This window comes from Micromonospora sp. MA102, from assembly GCF_025460765.1.
In the GTDB taxonomy this organism is placed as follows: Bacteria; Actinomycetota; Actinomycetes; order Mycobacteriales; family Micromonosporaceae; genus Micromonospora; species Micromonospora halotolerans.
In genome coordinates, this window is the sequence record NZ_JAMWEG010000003.1 from 364,658 (window position 1) to 381,516 (window position 16,859).

The 16,859-nt window shown below is 75.4% G+C and carries 16 protein-coding genes; 11 read left to right on the top strand and 5 right to left on the bottom strand.

Annotated elements, in window-relative coordinates:
- The first annotated feature begins 193 nt into the window (after positions 1–193).
- The 8 genes from NFX44_RS08310 to NFX44_RS08345 all read left to right on the top strand — a co-directional run bounded on the left by NFX44_RS08310 (position 194) and on the right by NFX44_RS08345 (position 8,375).
- Positions 194–1,735, top strand: coding sequence for a hypothetical protein (locus tag NFX44_RS08310; protein WP_262282924.1), 1,542 nt, complete (start codon positions 194–196; stop codon positions 1,733–1,735).
- A 37-nt stretch (positions 1,736–1,772) separates the two neighbouring features.
- The gene (locus NFX44_RS08315) at positions 1,773–3,158 is read left to right on the top strand and encodes an efflux RND transporter periplasmic adaptor subunit (RefSeq protein ID WP_262282925.1); all 1,386 of its coding nucleotides are present in this window, start codon (positions 1,773–1,775) and stop codon (positions 3,156–3,158) included.
- Positions 3,155–4,036, top strand: coding sequence for an ABC transporter ATP-binding protein (locus NFX44_RS08320; protein WP_262282926.1), 882 nt, complete (start codon positions 3,155–3,157; stop codon positions 4,034–4,036). The genes NFX44_RS08315 and NFX44_RS08320 overlap by 4 nt, the downstream gene beginning before the upstream one ends.
- A complete protein-coding gene (locus NFX44_RS08325) occupies positions 4,033–5,217 on the top strand; it encodes an ABC transporter permease (RefSeq protein WP_262282927.1) in 1,185 nt (394 codons plus the stop codon). The genes NFX44_RS08320 and NFX44_RS08325 overlap by 4 nt, the downstream gene beginning before the upstream one ends.
- Before the next feature lie 228 nt (positions 5,218–5,445).
- Positions 5,446–5,655, top strand: coding sequence for a helix-turn-helix domain-containing protein (locus NFX44_RS08330; RefSeq protein ID WP_046564428.1), 210 nt, complete (start codon positions 5,446–5,448; stop codon positions 5,653–5,655).
- A 219-nt stretch (positions 5,656–5,874) separates the two neighbouring features.
- The gene (locus tag NFX44_RS08335) at positions 5,875–5,976 is read left to right on the top strand and encodes an AURKAIP1/COX24 domain-containing protein (protein WP_007465623.1); all 102 of its coding nucleotides are present in this window, start codon (positions 5,875–5,877) and stop codon (positions 5,974–5,976) included.
- Between the two features lie 120 nt (positions 5,977–6,096).
- A complete protein-coding gene (locus NFX44_RS08340; RefSeq protein ID WP_262282928.1) occupies positions 6,097–7,170 on the top strand; it encodes an NAD-dependent epimerase/dehydratase family protein in 1,074 nt (357 codons plus the stop codon).
- Between the two features lie 233 nt (positions 7,171–7,403).
- Positions 7,404–8,375: a lysophospholipid acyltransferase family protein gene (locus tag NFX44_RS08345; protein ID WP_262283167.1), complete on the top strand. Its 972-nt coding sequence runs from the start codon at positions 7,404–7,406 to the stop codon at positions 8,373–8,375.
- A 22-nt stretch (positions 8,376–8,397) separates the two neighbouring features.
- Here NFX44_RS08345 and NFX44_RS08350 read toward each other — a convergent pair whose 3' ends face one another.
- The 3 genes from NFX44_RS08350 to NFX44_RS08360 form a co-directional block, all read right to left on the bottom strand.
- Positions 8,398–9,330, bottom strand: a complete 933-nt coding sequence (locus NFX44_RS08350; RefSeq protein ID WP_262283168.1) for an HAD family phosphatase — start codon at positions 9,328–9,330, stop codon at positions 8,398–8,400.
- 56 nt (positions 9,331–9,386) lie between these two features.
- Positions 9,387–10,247 carry a DUF5667 domain-containing protein gene (locus tag NFX44_RS08355; protein ID WP_262282929.1) on the bottom strand — a complete coding sequence of 287 codons (861 nt, stop codon included), beginning with the start codon at positions 10,245–10,247 and terminating at the stop codon, positions 9,387–9,389.
- 291 nt (positions 10,248–10,538) lie between these two features.
- Positions 10,539–11,519 carry an ECF subfamily RNA polymerase sigma factor, BldN family gene (locus NFX44_RS08360; protein WP_262282930.1) on the bottom strand — a complete coding sequence of 327 codons (981 nt, stop codon included), beginning with the start codon at positions 11,517–11,519 and terminating at the stop codon, positions 10,539–10,541.
- A 615-nt stretch (positions 11,520–12,134) separates the two neighbouring features.
- On the opposite strand from NFX44_RS08360, the gene NFX44_RS08365 reads away from it, so the two are divergent.
- From NFX44_RS08365 to NFX44_RS08375, 3 genes are read left to right on the top strand one after another with little or no spacing between them, the layout of a single operon-like run.
- Positions 12,135–13,766 (top strand): AMP-binding protein, encoded by a 1,632-nt coding sequence (locus NFX44_RS08365; protein WP_262282931.1) that lies wholly within the window; start codon positions 12,135–12,137, stop codon positions 13,764–13,766.
- On the top strand, positions 13,756–14,010 hold the full coding sequence (locus NFX44_RS08370; protein ID WP_262282932.1) for a glutaredoxin family protein: 255 nt from the start codon (positions 13,756–13,758) through the stop codon (positions 14,008–14,010). The genes NFX44_RS08365 and NFX44_RS08370 overlap by 11 nt, the downstream gene beginning before the upstream one ends.
- A 21-nt stretch (positions 14,011–14,031) precedes the next feature.
- Complete coding sequence (locus tag NFX44_RS08375) at positions 14,032–14,679, top strand: HAD family hydrolase (RefSeq protein ID WP_262282933.1); 648 nt, start codon at positions 14,032–14,034, stop codon at positions 14,677–14,679.
- A gap of 12 nt (positions 14,680–14,691) precedes the next feature.
- On the opposite strand, the gene NFX44_RS08380 is transcribed toward NFX44_RS08375, so the two are convergent.
- Positions 14,692–15,354 (bottom strand): response regulator transcription factor, encoded by a 663-nt coding sequence (locus NFX44_RS08380; protein WP_262283169.1) that lies wholly within the window; start codon positions 15,352–15,354, stop codon positions 14,692–14,694.
- A gap of 110 nt (positions 15,355–15,464) precedes the next feature.
- The gene (locus NFX44_RS08385) at positions 15,465–16,769 is read right to left on the bottom strand and encodes a sensor histidine kinase (protein ID WP_262282934.1); all 1,305 of its coding nucleotides are present in this window, start codon (positions 16,767–16,769) and stop codon (positions 15,465–15,467) included.
- Positions 16,770–16,859: the final 90 nt, after the last annotated feature.

The following is a 16,859-nucleotide window of genomic DNA, read 5'->3' on the forward strand; positions in this document are numbered from 1 at the left end:
TGTAGGCGGATGGCGGCGAACGGGGGCGGCCGAATCGGGGCGGCCGAATCGAGCTGGCCGGCGGCGGAACTGAGCTGGCGGGCGGGTCTCAGTCGTTGGTGACATCAGGTCGCGGAGTGACGGGGAGCGTGGGCCGGCTCGGATGGCGCGCGGGACGCTTCCCGGATCGCCCGATTGGTCGTACCCTTCGCCGGTGACCGACGGCGACGAGCAGCCCGCCGGGGCGGCGGCGAGCGGCGCCGGGCAGCCCGCCGAGCAGCCCGCCGGGCCGACGGCGTGCGGCGGCGAGCAGCCGCCTGCCGTGCCGCGCGACGGCGACCGTTCGGCGGAGCGGACGACCGCGGTCGAAGCCGACGAGATCGCCCCGGCGCCCGGGACGGGTCCGACCGGTCACCTGCCCACGGCTGCCGGCATCCCTTCGCCCGTCGCTCCCCACGGGCCGCCGCTAGAGGGCGCACCGCCGGAGGGCGCACCGCAGCGTCCGGCGGGGCGGCGGCGGTGGCGGCTCTGGGCCGCCTTCGGCCTCGTTCTCGTGCTGGTGGCGTGCGGCGTTCCCGGCGTACTCCTGCTCGGGCTGGTGCGCGACGCGGCCGGACGGCCGGCGGCGGAGCGGGGCGACCGGGGCACGCCGGCCGAGCAGCGTCTCGCCGAGCGGATGGTGGCCCAGCTCGACCGGCAGGCCGCGGCGCTGCTCGACGGTGACCGCACCGGCTTCCTCGCCGTCGCCGAGCCCGCCGCCCGGCCGGCGCTCACCCGGCGGTACGCGGCGCTGCGCGCGCTGCGGGTCACCGCCTGGCGGCCGGCGGCGGACGGGGTGCCGGTGGCGGTGGACGGGCGGCCGGGGGAGTGGCGGCTGGCGGTGACCGTCGGCTACTGCTTCGTGGTGCCGGGTTGCACGCCGGGCAGCGTCGGGATGGGCACCCGGTGGCGGGTCGCGGGCGACGGGGAACCCCGGCTGACCGCTGTCGAGGAGTCCCGGGCGACGCCGGCCGGCGCGCGGCCCTGGGAGGTCAGCGACCTGGCCGTGGCGGTCGGGAAGCGGGCCGTGGTCGCCACCACCCCGGCACTGCGGGGCAAGCTGCCCGGCCTGCTCGCCCAGGCCGAGGCCGCCGCGAAGGTCGCCGACCTGTACGCGGTGGCCGGCGCGCCGCCCGACCGCTATCTCGTCTACTACGCCGGGCGGGCCGAGTGGCAGCGCTGGTACGGCGGTGGCCGTCCGAAGTGGACCGCGGGGTACGCGGTCGGCGTCGGCGGCGGGCACCACGACGTCGTGCTCAACGCGCAGAGCCTGACCCCGACCGGTGTCGACGACCTGCTGCGGCACGAACTGACCCACGCGGCGTCGCTGCCGGACCGGGGCTACGCGGACCGGTCGAACTGGTGGCTGGTGGAGGGGCTGGCCGAGTACGCGGGCGCGGACGGCCAGCCGGTGGACCGCTACGAGGGCCTGGCCGAGGTGCGCAAGCTCGTCCGGGGCGGGTGGAACGGCCGGCTCGACGCGCTGGCCCCGGCCGACGACGCGGCCGACGACCGGGTCGGCGGGGCCTACGGCATCGGTTACCTGGCCGTGCGCCACCTGGTCGACCGGTACGGGGAGCAGCGGGTGCTGGACTTCTTCCGGGCCGTGGTGCACGAGCGGCGGCCGATGGCCGCGGCCGCCGACGAGGTGTTCGGTGACCCCTGGCCGGCGCTGCACGACGACTGTGTCGCGTACCTCCGGGCGGTCGCCGGCTGAGACGTCGACGCTGGTCGACGGGTCGTAGCATGGCCGGGTGGCCCGCACCCCCTCGCCGCGGCTGCCCGCGGCCCGCCGCCCGCGCCTCCTCGTCGCCCTGCTCGCCGTCGTCGCACTGACCGGCACCACGGCCGCCTCGTGCGGCGACGATCCGCCCGCCGTCACGGTGGCCGAGGCGGGCCGCTCCCCGGTGGCCGAGGTGATCGACGCGCCGGCCACGGTGACCGCCCGGGCCGCCGCCACCCTCACCGCCCCGGCCGACGGCACCCTGGCCAGCCTGCGCGTCCAGCCCGGGCAGCGGGTCGCCCGGGGGCAGGTGCTCGCCGTGATCGACTCGCCGTCCGCGCAGGACCGGCTCAAGCAGGCCCGTGAGGCGCTCCGCGCCGCGAAGCGGGCCGGCCGGGGCGTCGGCGCCGGTGACCTGGGCGGGAGCCGGCGGGACACCGACCGGGCCGCCGACGAGGCGTTCGCCGCCGCCCGCAAGGCCGCCGGGAAGATCGGCGATCCGCAGCTGCGGTCCGCGCTGCTGCTCCAGGTCGAGTCGGCGCAGCAGCAGTACGCGTCGGCCGCCCGCGCCGCCGACCGGGCGGTCAACGCCGTGCAGCGCGGGGTGGCCGGGCTGAACAGCGCCGTCGGCGCGCTGTCGACCGCGCAGCGCCTCCAGGCCCAGCAGGCGTACGACCTGGCGAAGGCGACGGTGGACGCGCTGACCCTGCGCGCCCCGGTCGCCGGGGTGGTGCAGCCGGGCGGGACCCGGGCGGCCACCCCGACCGACCTCAGCGGGCTGCTCGGCGCGGCCGGGGGCGGGGTGCCCGGTCTCGACCCGTCGGCCCTGGGCGCGGCCGGGCAGGGCGGCCCGCCGGCCGGGGTGGACGACGCGGTGCCGGCCGGTGGTCGGGTGACCGCCGGCACGCCGGTGCTGACCGTGGTGGACACCGGGCAGCTGGGCCTGCTCGCCGAGGTGGACGAGACCGACGTGCTGCTGGTCCGGGCCGGGTTGACCGCCTCGGTCGAGCTGGACGCGGTGACCGGCGCGTCGTACGACGCCACGGTCCGCTCGGTGGACGTGCTGCCGACCAGCTCGGCCCGGGGCGGGGTCACCTACCGGGTCCGGCTCGGGCTCGGCGCCGGGCGGCTCGGCGAGGGGGAGCCGGCGCCGGCGCCCCGCCCCGGCATGAACGCCGTGGTCCACCTCCGGGTGCGCGAGGCGGCCGACGCGGTGACCGTGCCCGCCTCGGCGGTCTTCTCCGCCGACGGGCGGGAGGCGGTCTGGCTGCTGCGGGACGGGAAGGCCGACCAGGTGCCGGTGACCGTGGGCGTGCAGGGCCAGGACCTGGTGCAGATCGTCAGCGGGGTGAACGCCGGCGACCGGATCGTGGTGCGCGGCGCCGACCAGGTGCACGACGGCCAGGAACTCCGGTGACCGTCGCCGCGATCGAGGCGGTCGACGTGTCCCGCACGTACGAGCTGGACGGGGTGTCGGTGCCCGCGCTGCGCGGGGTGTCGCTCACCATCGGGCAGGGCGAGTACGTGGCGGTGATCGGGCCCTCCGGCTCGGGCAAGTCCACGCTCATGCACCTGCTCGGCGGGTTGGACCGCCCGACCGGCGGCCGGCTGGTGATCGGTGGCCGGGACGTGGCCACCCTGACCGCGCCGGAGCTGGCGACGCTGCGCAACGAGACCATCGGCTTCGTGTTCCAGGCGTTCCACCTGCTGCCCCGGACGTCCGCGGTGGACAACGTGGCGCTGCCCCTGGTCTACCGGGGCGTCGGGGCGCGGCAGCGGCGGGAACGCGCCGCGGCGATGCTCGGCCGGGTCGGGCTGGGGCACCGGCTGGGTCACCGCCCCAACCAGCTCTCCGGCGGCGAGCAGCAGCGGGTGGCGATCGCCCGGGCCCTGGTCACCGATCCGACGGTGCTGCTCGCCGACGAGCCCACCGGCAACCTGGACAGTGCCACCGGCGAGGCGGTGCTGGAGCTGCTGGAACAGCTCAACGCCGAGTCCGGTGTGGCCCTGGTGATGGTGACCCACGACCCGGAGGTGGCGGCCCGGGCCCGCCGGCGGATCGCCGTCCGGGACGGGCTGATCCGCTCCGACACCGTTCATGATCGACCGCTGTCGGGCGGCCACGGTCGACCTGAGACACTGGACGCCGCTCCCAGCGCGGAGCCCCGGTCCGCGTCCGGAAGCGGCCCGGGGCACCCGTCCGGTGGCTCCGGTGGCGCCACCGGAGCCACCGGACGCCTTCCGCGTGCGGGCGGCACCGGCGGCACCGGCGGCGAACGCGGGGGTGCCGGGTGAGGGTGGCCGAGGCCTGGCGGGTGGCGCTGGACGCGCTGCGGGCCAATCGCATGCGCAGCGCGCTGACCATGCTCGGCGTGATCATCGGGGTTGCCTCGGTGGTGCTCCTGGTGGCCATCGGCACCGGGACGAAGCAGAAGGTCGAGCAGCAGGTCGAGGGGCTCGGCTCGAACCTGCTCCTCGTGGTGCCCGGCAAGCTCGACGTCGGCACCGCGCCGGTGGTATCGCCGCTGGACCTCAAGGACGTGGACGCCGTCTCCCGGGTGGTCGGCGACCCCGGCCGGGTGGCCGTCACCATCGCCTCCGGCGCGACCGCCCGGGCCGGCACCCGGTCCGACTTCACCACCGTCCAGGGGGTGCTGGAGACCACGCCCGCGGTCTTCACCCGCTCGCTGGCCCGCGGCCGCTACCTGACCGGCGCGGACGTGGACACCAGCCGCCGGGTGGCGGTGCTCGGCGCGTCCGTGGCGCGGGCGCTCTTCCCCGACCGGGACCCGCTCGGCCAGCAGGTCACCCTGGCCGGGGTCCGGTTCCGGGTGATCGGCGTGTTCACCCCGCTGGGCCAGAGCCTCGGCGTGGACCGGGACGACGAGGTGCACATCCCGGTGACCGCGGCACAGCGGCTCTGGGGCACCCAGCGGATCGACGGCATCGCCGTCAAGGCGCCCGACCGGGAGCGGATCGACCAGCTCGGCGAGCGGATCGTCGCGGAGCTGTCCCGCCGGCACCCCGACACCGAGTTCAGCGCGGTCACGCAGCAGCAGATCCTCGGCGTGCTCGGCGACATCCTCGGCGTGCTCACCGGGGTGCTGGCCGCCATCGCCGGCATCTCGCTGCTGGTCGGCGGCGTCGGCGTCTCCAACATCATGCTGGTCTCGGTGCGTGAGCGGACCCGCGAGATCGGCCTGCGCAAGGCGGTCGGCGCGCGGCCTCGGGACATCGGCGTGCAGTTCCTGCTGGAGGCGGTGCTGCTCACCTCGATCGGGGGGCTGACCGGGATGGCGCTCGGGGTGGGCACCGCGCTGCTGGTGGACGCGGTCTCGCCCATCCCGGCGGCCATCACCTGGTGGTCGCTGGCGCTCGCCTTCGGGGTCTCGGCGGCCGTCGGCATCGTCTTCGGGGTGGTGCCCGCCCAGCGCGCCGGCCGGCTCGATCCCGTGGTGGCGCTGCGCGCCGAGTGACGTCCCGGCGACGAGGCAGGCTCCGGTGAACGGGACAGGCCACCCGTCCGGGCGAAAAACGCCAGCTCAACGCGGGGTGAACGGGGAGTCGTCCATGATCAAAGGGAGGAAGGGATCGCGCCGGTCACAGCCGTCCCGCTACCGTACTGGTAACACGCGCGTCGCTCGTCGTGGCGGGAGCAACCTGCCCGGCGGCACGCGCCGGGCATGGGAATGGGTCGGTGAGCCATGGCCGGGTCGCAGTCCGACGCTCGACTGTCGGATGTCAGGTTCCTGACCGTCGCCGAGGTGGCGACGGTCATGCGGGTGTCCAAGATGACGGTCTACCGTCTCGTGCACAGCGGTGAGCTGACCGCGGTGCGGGTCGGGCGGTCGTTCCGGGTGCCCGAGCACGCCGTGCACGAATACCTCCGGGGCGCGTTCCAGGAGACCGCCTGACACGTCGCCGGCCAGCCGGCGAGTGCGACGTAACGGGCATCGACGGGGGCGCGTTGGTCCTGCTGACGCACTCCGGCTACCCTGGACCCCGATCGTGACCGCACTCTGGTGTGCCCTGCCCACCACGCTGGTCCGGTCCGTTGTCCGCAAGCGGTCACCGACACCACCCCCTGTGGTGTCTACCGGTCCGCCCCGCACGTTGCATCGAAAGGCTGTCGTATGGGCTCGGTGGTCAAGAAGCGCCGCAAGCGCATGGCTAAGAAGAAGCACCGCAAGCTGCTGCGCAAGACCCGCGTCCAGCGTCGCCGTCTCGGCAAGTGACCGGGGCCGGGCTTCGGCCCGGCACCCGGCACCACTTGCCTTCTGTCGACCCCCGGAGGCTCAGGTGATCAGGCCGCGGACGTCCCGGCTCGATCCCACCTGCCGGCCAAGGCGCACGGCATGACCCCCGGTGGCACCTCAGGTGCTCCGGGGGTCGTCGTCGTGACCGGGGTCGGCCGCTATCTCGGCGCGCACGTCGCCGCCCGGCTCGCCGCCGACCCGCGCATCGACCGCGTCATCGGGGTCGACCCGGCCAGCCCCAATCCCGAGCTGGCCGACCTGCTGTCCGGGGTTGAGCGGGTGCGCCTCGACCTCGACTCGCTCGGCGGCCTCCTGGTCGACCTCGACGTCGACGCCGTGGTGCACCTGGCGCTGGTCACCGCCCCCGACCCCCAGCAGGGCGGCCGGGCGGCCATGAAGGAACAGAACGTCATCGGCACCATGCAGCTCCTCGCCGCCTGCCAGCGGGCGCCCCGGCTGCGCAAGCTCGTGGTCCGCTCGTCGACCGCCGCGTACGGGGTGTCGTTCCGGGATCCGGCCGTCTTCACCGAGGAGACCGAGCCGCGCGAGGTGCCGCGCGGCGGTTTCGGCCGCGACATCCTCGACATCGAGGGGTACGTCCGCGGGTTCCGCCGCCGCCGGCCCGACGTCACCGCGACCGTGCTGCGCTTCGCGCCGTTCATCGGCTCGACCGCCGACACCACGCTCACCCGGTACTTCGCCCAACCGGTGGTGCCCACCGTCTTCGGCCGGGACCCGCGGTTGCAGTTCGTCCATTTCGACGACGCCCTGCAGGTGCTGCACCGGTCGGTCGCCGAGGAGCACGCCGGGACGTACAACGTCGCCGGGCCGGGGGTGCTCTCGCTGTCCCAGGCCATCCGCCGCTCCGGCCGGGTGGCCGTGCCGGTGCTGGAGCCGGGCCTCGCCGGGGTGGCCGCGATCGCCCGCAGCATGGGCTTCGGCCGCTACGGGCTGGACCAGGTCGACCTCTTCGTGCACGGTCGGGTGGTGGACACCACGAGGCTGGAGCGCGAGTACGGCTTCACGCCGCGCTCGACGGCGGCCGCCTTCGACGACTTCATCCGCGCGCACCACGGCGGCGTGGTGGTGACCCGGGACCAGTTGGCCACGGCCGAGCAGTTGGTGCTGGAGGGCATCCGGCAGGTCCGGGCGGCCGTGCGGGAGCGCTCGTGAGCGCGGCCGAGGAGCGGGGCGACGCCCGCTACGACGTACCGCTGACCGTGCCCCGGCCGGACGCGGAGCCGGCGCGGCGCAACGGACACCGGCGGGCCGCGGCGGCCGCCACCGAGCCGACGATGAAGGCGGCGCCGGCGGCCGGCGACGAGCCGGACACCTCCACCGACGAGCCGGCGCCGGCCCCGCGGACGGGCGACGCCGCCCCGGAGAAGCCCGCCGCGAAGAAGGCCATGGCCAAGAAGGCCGTCGCGAAGAAAGCCGTCGCGAAGAAGGCCGTCGCCGGAAAGCCGGCGGGCGGGCCCGCCGAACGGGAGGCGGGCGACCCGACTCCACCCGGCCCGGCGGTGACGGATCGGCCGGGGGACCACTGGGACCGGAAGGTCGCCAAGGGGCTGGCCTTCCTGCGGCGGCGGTTGGCCGGCGACTACGAGGTGGACGAGTTCGGCTTCGACCCGGACCTGACCGACGCCGTCTTCCATCCGCTGGTGCGGCTGCTCTACCGCGACTGGTTCCGCACCGAGGTCGGCGGCGTCGAGCACGTGCCCGCCGACGGGGCCGGCCTGGTGGTCGGCAACCACTCCGGCACGGTGGCGCTGGACGCGCTGGTGCTCGCCACCGCGCTGCACGACCGGCACCCGGCGCACCGCTACCTGCGGCTGCTCGGTGCCGACCTGGTCTTCCGGATGCCGGTGGTCTCCGAGATCGCCCGCAAGACCGGCGGCACGGTGGCCTGCAACCCCGACGCGGAACGGCTGCTCGGCAACGGCGAGCTGGTCGGCGTGTTCCCCGAGGGCTTCAAGGGGGTCGGCAAGCTCTACTCCGACCGCTACAAGCTCCAGCGCTTCGGCCGGGGCGGTTTCGTCTCGGCGGCGCTGCGCACCGGCACGCCGATCGTGCCGGTGGCGATCGTCGGCGGCGAGGAGATCTATCCGATGCTCGCCGACATCAAGCCGCTGGCCCGGCTGCTCAAGCTGCCCTACTTCCCGGTCACGCCGACCTTCCCCTGGCTGGGGCCGCTGGGCATGGTGCCGCTGCCGAGCAAGTGGCTGATCGAGTTCTGCCCGCCGATCCCGACCGCGCACCTGCGCGACTCGGCCGACGACCCACTGGTCGTGTTCAACCTCGCCGACCAGGTGCGGGAGACCATCCAGCAGACCCTGCACCGGCTGCTTGAACGCCGCCCGGACCCGTTCGGCCCCTGACCCTTCGAGCCGGGGGGCGGCGTCAGTCGACGCGCTGGCGGCGGCGGTGCAGAGCCAGCCCGGCGGTGACCGCGCCGGCGAGCAGCCCCGCGGCGGCCGTGGACGGCACGGCGATCTTCGCGGCCCGCCGCCCGGTGCGGAAGTCACGGACGTCCCAGCCCCGCTCACGGGCCCGCCGGAGCAGCGCCGGATCCGGGTTGACCGCCACCGCACGCCCCACCGTGGAGAGCATCGGCAGGTCGTTGGCGGAGTCGCTGTAGGCCGCGCAGCGGCCCAGCTCCAGCCCCTCCACCGCGGCGAGCTGGGTGATCGCCTCGGCCTTGGCCGGCCCGTGCATCAGCTCACCGACCAGCCGGCCGGTGTAGGCCCCGTCGACCACCTCGGCCACCGTGCCGATCGCGCCGGTCAGGCCGAGCCGGGTGGCGATGACCCGGCCGATCTCCACCGGGGCGGCGCTGACGAGCCAGACCCGCTCGCCCACGTCGAGGTGGCGCTGGGCCAGCTTGCGGGTGCCGGCCCAGATGCGCGGGGCCATCAGCTCGTCGAAGATCTCCTCGGCGAGGCGTTCCACGTCGTCCACCCGCCAGCCCTGGATGAAGGCGAGCGCCGCCTCCTTGGCCTGCGACATGTCGCCGGCGTGCTCGGTGGCGAGCAACCGGAACTTCGCCTGCTGCCAGGCGAACCGGGCCAGGTCACCGGTGGTGAAGTAGTTCCGGGCGGCCAGCCCGCGGGCGAACCAGTAGATCGACGCGCCCTGCATCATCGTGTTGTCCACGTCGAAGAACGCGGCGGCCGTCGGGTCGGGGGTGACGGTGACCGGGGGCGCCTCGGGAGTCTCCGCCCAGCCGGCGGTGTGCCCGTGGACGTCGGTGCTGACCGTCACCTTCCGGCTCCGGGTCACGACGACCTCCCCTCGACTACCGCGTACGCCACATCCGAGCCTATCCGGCGGTATGTGACGGACGGGTGTCCGGCGGGAGAAGTGTGGCGTGGACGGCTGCCCGGACCGGGTCAGCGGTCGCTGGGGCAGGTGGTCGGCGCGGGCCCGAGCGCGTCGCTGGCCGCCGGGGCCGGCAGCCCGCAGGCGATCGCCTCGCGGAGGGCGTCGGCGCGCTGGCCGGCCGCGTCGAGCAGGGCCAGGGAGCGGCGGGTGCGGTCCCGGTCGGCGTGGTCCGATCGGTCGAGCAGCCCGCTGACCGCCCGGCGCTGGCCGCCGAGGAACGTGTCGACGGCGTCCAGCGCCGCCGGGTCGGAGCGCTGCGCGGCCACCGTGGTCAGCAGGCGTACGCCCTGCCGGGTGTCGGCGTCCATGTCGTCGAGCACGGCGCTGAAGCCCAGCCGGTCGTCGCGGACCGTGGCGGCCTCGTCGAGCCGGGTGCGGGCGAAGTCGAGGAAGAGCTGCCCGCGGCTGATGTCGGAGCTGGCCAGGGCGAGCTGGGCGCGCTCGGTCGAGCGCTTCATGCCGTAGAGGGCGTCGCCGGGCAGCGCGTTCTCGCTGGCGGCGGAGATGCCGGAGAGGGCGATCGCACCGGCGGCCACGCCGACCAGGATCGCGCCCCGGGCCCGGGCCCGTCGCCCGGTCATGGCCGGCAGCAGCGAACCGCGGACGCCGCTGGCGGTGCCGGACTTCGCCGGGGCGCCGACGCCCTCGCGTTCCACGGTGGCCACGAGCATCGCCCGCAGCCCGGTGCGGAATTCGCCGTCCACCTCGACGTCGGGCCGGTCGGCGGTCAGTCGCCGGCTCACCGCGACGAGCGCGGTGAGTTCGTCGTCGGCCCGGGAACGGACGTGGTGCCGCCGACCGCCGTTGGCCTCGTCGAGGAGCTGCGCGAAGCGCTCGGCACGCCGACGGGAGAAGAGGTCGCTGTCCACCGCAGGCACCCCCTCTCGCTGGTCACGGCCGTGCTGGCCGTCGTCGTCACCAGCGACCGGTGGCAGCGTGAGGCCGAGGATCGACCGGAACGGCCGACCTGACCCGCCGGACCGGGTGGCCCGGGGGACGCCGAGACAACCACTGGTCGCACCCGGAGAAACGGTTCGCGGCGGTCGCCGGTTACGGCCCGGTCGGTGGCGAAATCACCAAGAGTGATCGCGTCACGAGCTGCGGAGGGTACGTTCGCCCGCGCCCGGGCGGGGGTCGCCGGGCGGATGGGACGGGTCGGGTCAGGGCTGGAAGCCGTCGGGCAGCAGCCGGGCCAGAGCCCGGACCGCCCGGTACTGCAGCGCCTTGATGGCGCCCTCGTTCTTGCCCATGGCGCGGGCCGTCTCGGCCACGGAGAAGCCCTGGAGGAAGCGGAGCACGATGCACTCCTGCTGCTCCGGGTTGAGCTGCTTCACGGCCGTGAGCAGGGCGACGTTGGTGATGTGCTCGACCACCGCGGCCTCCGGGCTGCCCTCGGGGCCCCGGTCCTCCCGGTCGGCGTCGAGCACGTCGCCGGTGGTCACCTCCAGCCGGTAGCGGCCGGACTTGAAGTGGTCGGCGACCAGGTTGCGGGCGATGGTGACCAGCCAGGCGCCCAGGTCGCGGCCCTGCCAGGTGAAGCTGCCGATCCGCTTGAGCGCCCGGAGGAACGTGTCGGAGGTGAGGTCCTCGGCGAGCTGCCGGTTACCGACCCGGAAGTAGACGAACCGGAACACGGTGTCGACGTAGCGGTCGTAGATGAGGCCGAACGCCTCGGCCTCGCCGGCCTGCGCCCGCTCGACCAGCGCCCAGACCTCGGTGGCCGGGTCGGACGGGTCCGGGCGGCTCGGAAAGCCGGTGGCCGGGGCGGTGGCGGCCGGGACAGCCGGCAGCACGGCCGTGTCGCCGGCGGCCACCGCGGGCAGCACGGCGGTCTCGGCGGCCGAGGGCTCGCTGTTCGCCGCTGCCTCGCCGCGCCGGCCCTGGGCCGGCATGGTCGGCCGGGACGGGGCGCCGAGCCGGCCGGCGGCCGGCATCGCGTTGCCGCCGGGCACCGCCGGGCGCGCCGGCGCCTCGTTGTGGTGCGTGCGGTTGCGGACGCGCCGTCCCTCACCGCGGACGGCGAGACCGCGGGTCCCGTCGGCGGCGACACGTGGAGCGGGCTCCAGGCGTTCGTTCAGGGGTGTTCGCTGGGTCGGGCCGGTCACCCCGGCCGGTCGGTCCGCGTAACCGAAGGTGGTCACCGCACCTCCCCGATCCAGGCGGGGCAGGGCCGCACCGGGCGCCGCGGCGTCGCGGCGGGACCGGGTACGCCCCGGTCGGGCGCGGCGGTTCCGGGACGGGCCGACGGGCGGCACGTCCGCTTGAGGTGCTGGTCCAATGCGCTCACAGGCACGGGGGCCTCCTCGGGCTGAGGGGTGTCGACTCACGGCAAATGGGGTGAGCCGACCCGAGTGATGATAGGGCCAACGTCACCCGCGCGTGGCAAGTCCGTTACACAGAGCGGAAGTATTTCCGGTCCCGTCGCACAAATGGCGGACGCCTTGTCCGTCGTGTGTGGTTGACTTTCGCGTCGCTACCTGGTCCGGAGTGGAAGGTCCTGGTCGGAGGCATTTTTCTCGCGCCTCGGCGTGTCGTGGCGCCGGCCCGGCCCGGCCGGTTCCGGCTGCCCGGCGGACCCGGTCCGCCGTCCGGTGGAGGCCACCGTCCCGCATTCGGGAATCCCGCATGCCGGGGTGGACAGTCCCGTGCAGGGGACGCCGGGCCGGCGTGTCCGGCGCGCGGGTGCGCCACCGCGCGGCGCGCCCCCGGCGTTCGGGCGTGGCCGGGCGGACGCGGCTGTGCCAGACTCAGCCACCGTGCAGGACGCAGCCGACAGCTCCGCGCCGAACCTTGCCGACCGGCTCCGCCGGGCGGCCGCCGCCCACGGTGACCGTCCCGCGCTGCACTGGCGCGACCGGACGCTGACCTGGTCGGCCCTGGACACCTCGGTCACCGCGACCGCCCGCGCGCTGGCCGCCGCGGCGCCGCCGTCCGCTCCGGACGGCCCACCGGCCCGGGTCGCGATCGCCTTCGGCAACACCCCGGACTTCGTGGTCACCTACCTGGCCGTGCTCCGGGCCGGGCTGGTGGCGGTGCCGGTCAACCCGGGCTTCACCGCCCGGGAGCTGCGGCACGTGCTCACCGACTCCGGGGCCGCCGTGCTGGTCGCCGCCGCCGAGGTGGCCGACCGGGTGGCCGCCGACGACCTGCCCGCGCTCACCGCCGTGCACACCACCCCACCGGTCACCGACGGTGGCGAGGCGGCCGGGTTCCCGGCCCGGGGCGGGGACGACCTCGCCGTCCTGCTCTACACCTCCGGCACCGAGGGCCGGCCCAAGGGCGCCATGCTGTCGCACCGGGCCCTGGCCGCCAACCACGACCAGGTCGACCGGATCGACCCGCCGGTGGTCGGCCCCGGTGACACCGTGCTGCTCGCCCTGCCGCTCTTCCACGCGTACGGGCTGAACTCCGGGCTGGGGGCCGTCGTGCATCACGGCGCGACCGGCGTGCTGGTCGACGAGCCGGGCCCGACCGGGGCGCTCGGCGAGATCGCCCGGCACCGGGTCAGCGTGCTGGTGGGCGTACCGTCGATGTTCCTGGCCTGGGCCGACGCGGCGGGCGGCCGGCCCGCGGCGCTGGACTCGGTGCGGGTCGCCGTGTGCGGCGCGGCGCCGCTGCCGCCGGCCGTCGGGGCGCGCTTCACCGAGGTGACCGGGCACCCGGTGCACGTCGGGTACGGGCTCACCGAGACCGCCCCGGTGCTCACCTCCACGCTCGTCGGCGGCGAGCCGAAGCCGGGTTCCATCGGCCGGCCGCTGCCCGGCGTCGAGCTGCGCCTGGTCGGGGCCGACGGCGCCGAGCTGTGGCGCGACGGGGTACCCGCGGTCGAGGAGGACGCCGACGAGCTGGACCTCTCCGACGACCCGACCGGCACCGACCCGGGGCAGATCGTGGTGCGCGGCGCCAACCTGTTCGACGGTTACTGGCCGGACGGGCGGGGTGGCCCGGACCCGGACGGCTGGTGGCCCACCGGCGACGTCGCCTACGCCGACGGCGACGGCGACCTGTTCCTGGTCGACCGGCTCGGTGAGCTGATCCTCGTCAACGGCTTCAACGTCTACCCGCACGAGGTGGAGCAGGTGCTCCAGGCGCATCCCGGGGTGGCCGAGTCGGCCGTCCTGGGGGTGCCGCACCCGCGGACCGGCGAGACTGTCGGGGCGTACGTGGTGCGGGCGGCCGGCTCGGCGGTGACGGCGGAGGAGCTGCTCGGGCACTGCGCGCGTAACCTGGCCCGGTTCAAGTGCCCGACCGCCGTCGAGTTCGTCGACGACCTGCCCCACTCGGCGATCGGCAAGGTACGCAAGACCGAGCTCCGCCCGGTGGCGCACCGGGTGCCCGCGCCCGCGCCGCCGACCCAGATCCGCACGGAGGTTTCCGATGTCCAGTGACGCCCGGCTCACCCTCATCACCCGGCCCGGCTGCCACCTCTGCGAGGACGCGAAGGCGGCGCTCGACCGGGTGGTGGCGGTCACCGGGGACCGCTGGGTCGAGAAGGACGTGACGGGCGACCTCGAACTGGAGCGCGACTACGGCGACCGGCTGCCGGTGGTGCTGCTCGACGGCAAGGAGCACGGCTACTGGCGGGTCGAGGAGGAGCGGCTGCTGCGGGACCTGACCACCCCGCAGCTCTGAACGCCCCCTTACAGTGCACTGATGACCGCTGCGCGCCGCCACCTGGTGTGGGACTGGAACGGGACCCTCCTCGACGACCTCGACCTGGTGGTACGCGCCACCAACGTCGCCTTCGCCAGCGCCGGCGGCCCGGCGGTCACCGCCGACGAGCACCGGGTGCGGTTCCGCCGCCCGATCGCCGACTACTACGCCGAGATGCTCGGCCAGGCCATCGACGACGAGGCGTTCGGCCGGCTCGACCGGATCTTCCACGAGGCGTACCGGACCGGGTTGACGAGCTGCGCGCTGGCCGCCGACGCCACCGCCGCCATCGCCGCCTGGCCGGGCAGCCAGTCGCTGCTGTCCATGTGGTTCCACGACGAGCTGGTCCCCACCGTGCACACGTACGGGCTGACCCCGCACTTCGCCCGGGTGGACGGGCTGCGCGCCGCCGTCGGCGGCGGCCCGAAGGCGGAATGGCTCGAGAAGCACCTCGCCGAGCTGGGCCTCGACGGCCGGCACGTGGTGCTCATCGGCGACTCGCTGGACGACGCCGACGCCGCGCTCTCCGTCGGCGCGCGCTGCGTCCTCTACACGGGCGGCCTGTCCGACCCGGCCCGCCTGCGCACATCCGGGCACCCGGTGGCCGACACCCTCACCGAGGCGGTCACCCTCGCCCAGGTGTGCTGACCCGCGCGCGCCTCAGGCGCGGAGGTGGGTGAGGACCGCGAGGACCCGGCGGTGGTGGTTGGTGGCGTCCGGGGGCAGGTCCAGCTTGGTGAAGATGTTGCGGACGTGCTTCTCCACGGCGCCGTCGCTGACCACCAGGGCGCGGGCGATGGCCGTGTTCGAGCGGCCCTCGGCCATCAGAGCGAGCACCTCGCGTTCCCGGGGGGTCAGCTCGGCCAGCGGGTCGTTGCGGCGGCGCCGGACCAGGAGCTGGCTGATCACCTCCGGGTCCAGCACGGTGCCGCCGGCGGCCACCCGGGCCAGCGCGTCCAGGAACTCGTCGATGGCGGCCACCCGGTCCTTGAGCAGATAGCCGATCCCGCCACCGCCGGAACCGCCGCCGGTCGTGGCGAGCAGGTCGTCGGCGTACGACACCTCGACGTACTGGGAGAGCACCAGGACCGGCGTACGCGGCACCCGCCGGCGCGCCTCCACGGCCGCCCGCAGCCCCTCGTCGGTGTGCGACGGCGGCATCCGCACGTCCACCACCGAGACGTCCGGCCGGTGCGCCACCACGGCCTCGACCAGGGCGTCCCCGTCGCCGACGGCGGCCACCACCTCATGTCCCGACTCGGTCAGCAGCCGGACCAGCCCCTCCCGGAGCAGTACGGCGTCGTCCGCGATCACCACCCGCATGGGTCCGGTGTCTACCACGTCCAGGACCCACAGTGCGGCCTTCGTCCCGTCCGGAGCGCCGTCCGGAGCGCCGTCCGGCGGCGCGGAGGCCGGATTGTGGGCGTCGGAGGTCACCGGGGGAGTTCCGCGTGGATCCGGGTCGGCCCGCCGGTCGGGCTGGCCACCTCGAGCGTCCCACCGGCGGCCCGGACCCGGTCGGCGATGCCGCTCAGCCCGTGCCCCTTGGCCAGGTGGGCGCCGCCGATCCCGTCGTCGGCCACGGTGATCTCCAGCCGGCCGACCTTCCGGATCACCTCGACCCGGCAGGCGTCCGCCCGGCTGTGCTTCGCGACGTTGGTCAGCGCCTCGGCCACCACGAAGTAGGCGGTGCTCTCCAGCGCCGGGTCGAGCCGACCGGCGGCGGTGCCCAGCTCGTCGTCGACCACCAGCTCGGTGGGGACCAGGGCGCGGGCGGCGAGCGCGGCCAGCGCGCTGGGCAGGCCCCGGTCGACCAGGATCGGCGGGGCGATGCCCCGGGACAGGGCGCGCAGCTCGTCGAGGGTGTCCCGGGTCTGGGTGACCGCCTCGTCGAGGGTCCGCCGGGCCGCCTCGGGGTCGGCGGCGAGCTGCTGGCGGGCCCGGCTGAGGTCCATGGCGAGGCGGACGAGGCGCTGCTGCGGGCCGTCGTGGATGTCCCGCTCCAGCCGGCGCAGGGCGGACGCCTCGGCGGACGCGGCGGCCCGCTTCTGCTCCTCCAGCGTGGTGATCCGCTGCCGCATCTCGGCGACACCGGTCAGCAGCGAGTAGGCCAGGGCGGCCTGGATCCGGGCGCAGGCCCGGGCCACCAGGGGCAGGGTGAGCAGGGCGAACAGCCCGATGGCGCTGTTCAGGGCGATCCGCGCCCCGGCACCGTCGCCCATCCCGAGCAGCTGGCTCAGGTCCTGGTCGCCGGGACCCCGCGGGATGGCCCAGTCGTACGCGCCGTAGAGCGTGCCGGTGATCGCCAGCGCCCACCAGACCACCACCACCACGAAGGTGGGCAGGGTCACCAACAGCCGGATGAGGGCGTGCAGCAGGTCGAGCCAGGACTGCGGGTCGCGCATCGGGGTGAGGACCCGCCGCCAGAAGCCCGCCCCCCGCTCGGGCGCCAGGTAGACCGGGCGGACCCGGGGCTGGCGCAGCACGGCGGGCAGGCGCAGCCGCTCCAGGTCGGCCAGCCCCCGGGCCACGTACAGCGTGCCGGCGAGGACCGGCAGGCCGAGCGTGGTCACCAGCAGCCCGGCGGTGAGCGCGATCCCCGCCACGGCGAGCACGAAGCCGACGAGCGCCAGCGGGAGGCTGAAGAGCACGTAGCCGGAGTCGCGCGCGAGTTGGCGGAGGAGGCCCCGGACGGGTGTGGTGGGGGTGGGCGCGGTGGCCAGCGGTACGGCGGTCATGCTCCGAGGCTATGGGCCCGGGACGGCCCGACCCATCCCGTGCGCGGGCCTCTCCGGGGTGGGGTTCTCCCTACCTCCGTCGCCGACGCC

Coding starts and splice junctions, on each gene's coding strand:
- NFX44_RS08375 (WP_262282933.1), top strand. CDS start 14,032: ATGACCGCTGCGCGCCGCCACCTGGTGTGGGACTGGAACGGGACCCTC.
- NFX44_RS08380 (WP_262283169.1), bottom strand. CDS start 15,354: ATGCGGGTGGTGATCGCGGACGACGCCGTACTGCTCCGGGAGGGGCTG.
- NFX44_RS08385 (WP_262282934.1), bottom strand. CDS start 16,769: ATGACCGCCGTACCGCTGGCCACCGCGCCCACCCCCACCACACCCGTC.
- NFX44_RS08370 (WP_262282932.1), top strand. CDS start 13,756: ATGTCCAGTGACGCCCGGCTCACCCTCATCACCCGGCCCGGCTGCCAC.
- NFX44_RS08330 (WP_046564428.1), top strand. CDS start 5,446: ATGGCCGGGTCGCAGTCCGACGCTCGACTGTCGGATGTCAGGTTCCTG.
- NFX44_RS08345 (WP_262283167.1), top strand. CDS start 7,404: ATGGCCAAGAAGGCCGTCGCGAAGAAAGCCGTCGCGAAGAAGGCCGTC.
- NFX44_RS08340 (WP_262282928.1), top strand. CDS start 6,097: ATGACCCCCGGTGGCACCTCAGGTGCTCCGGGGGTCGTCGTCGTGACC.
- NFX44_RS08335 (WP_007465623.1), top strand. CDS start 5,875: ATGGGCTCGGTGGTCAAGAAGCGCCGCAAGCGCATGGCTAAGAAGAAG.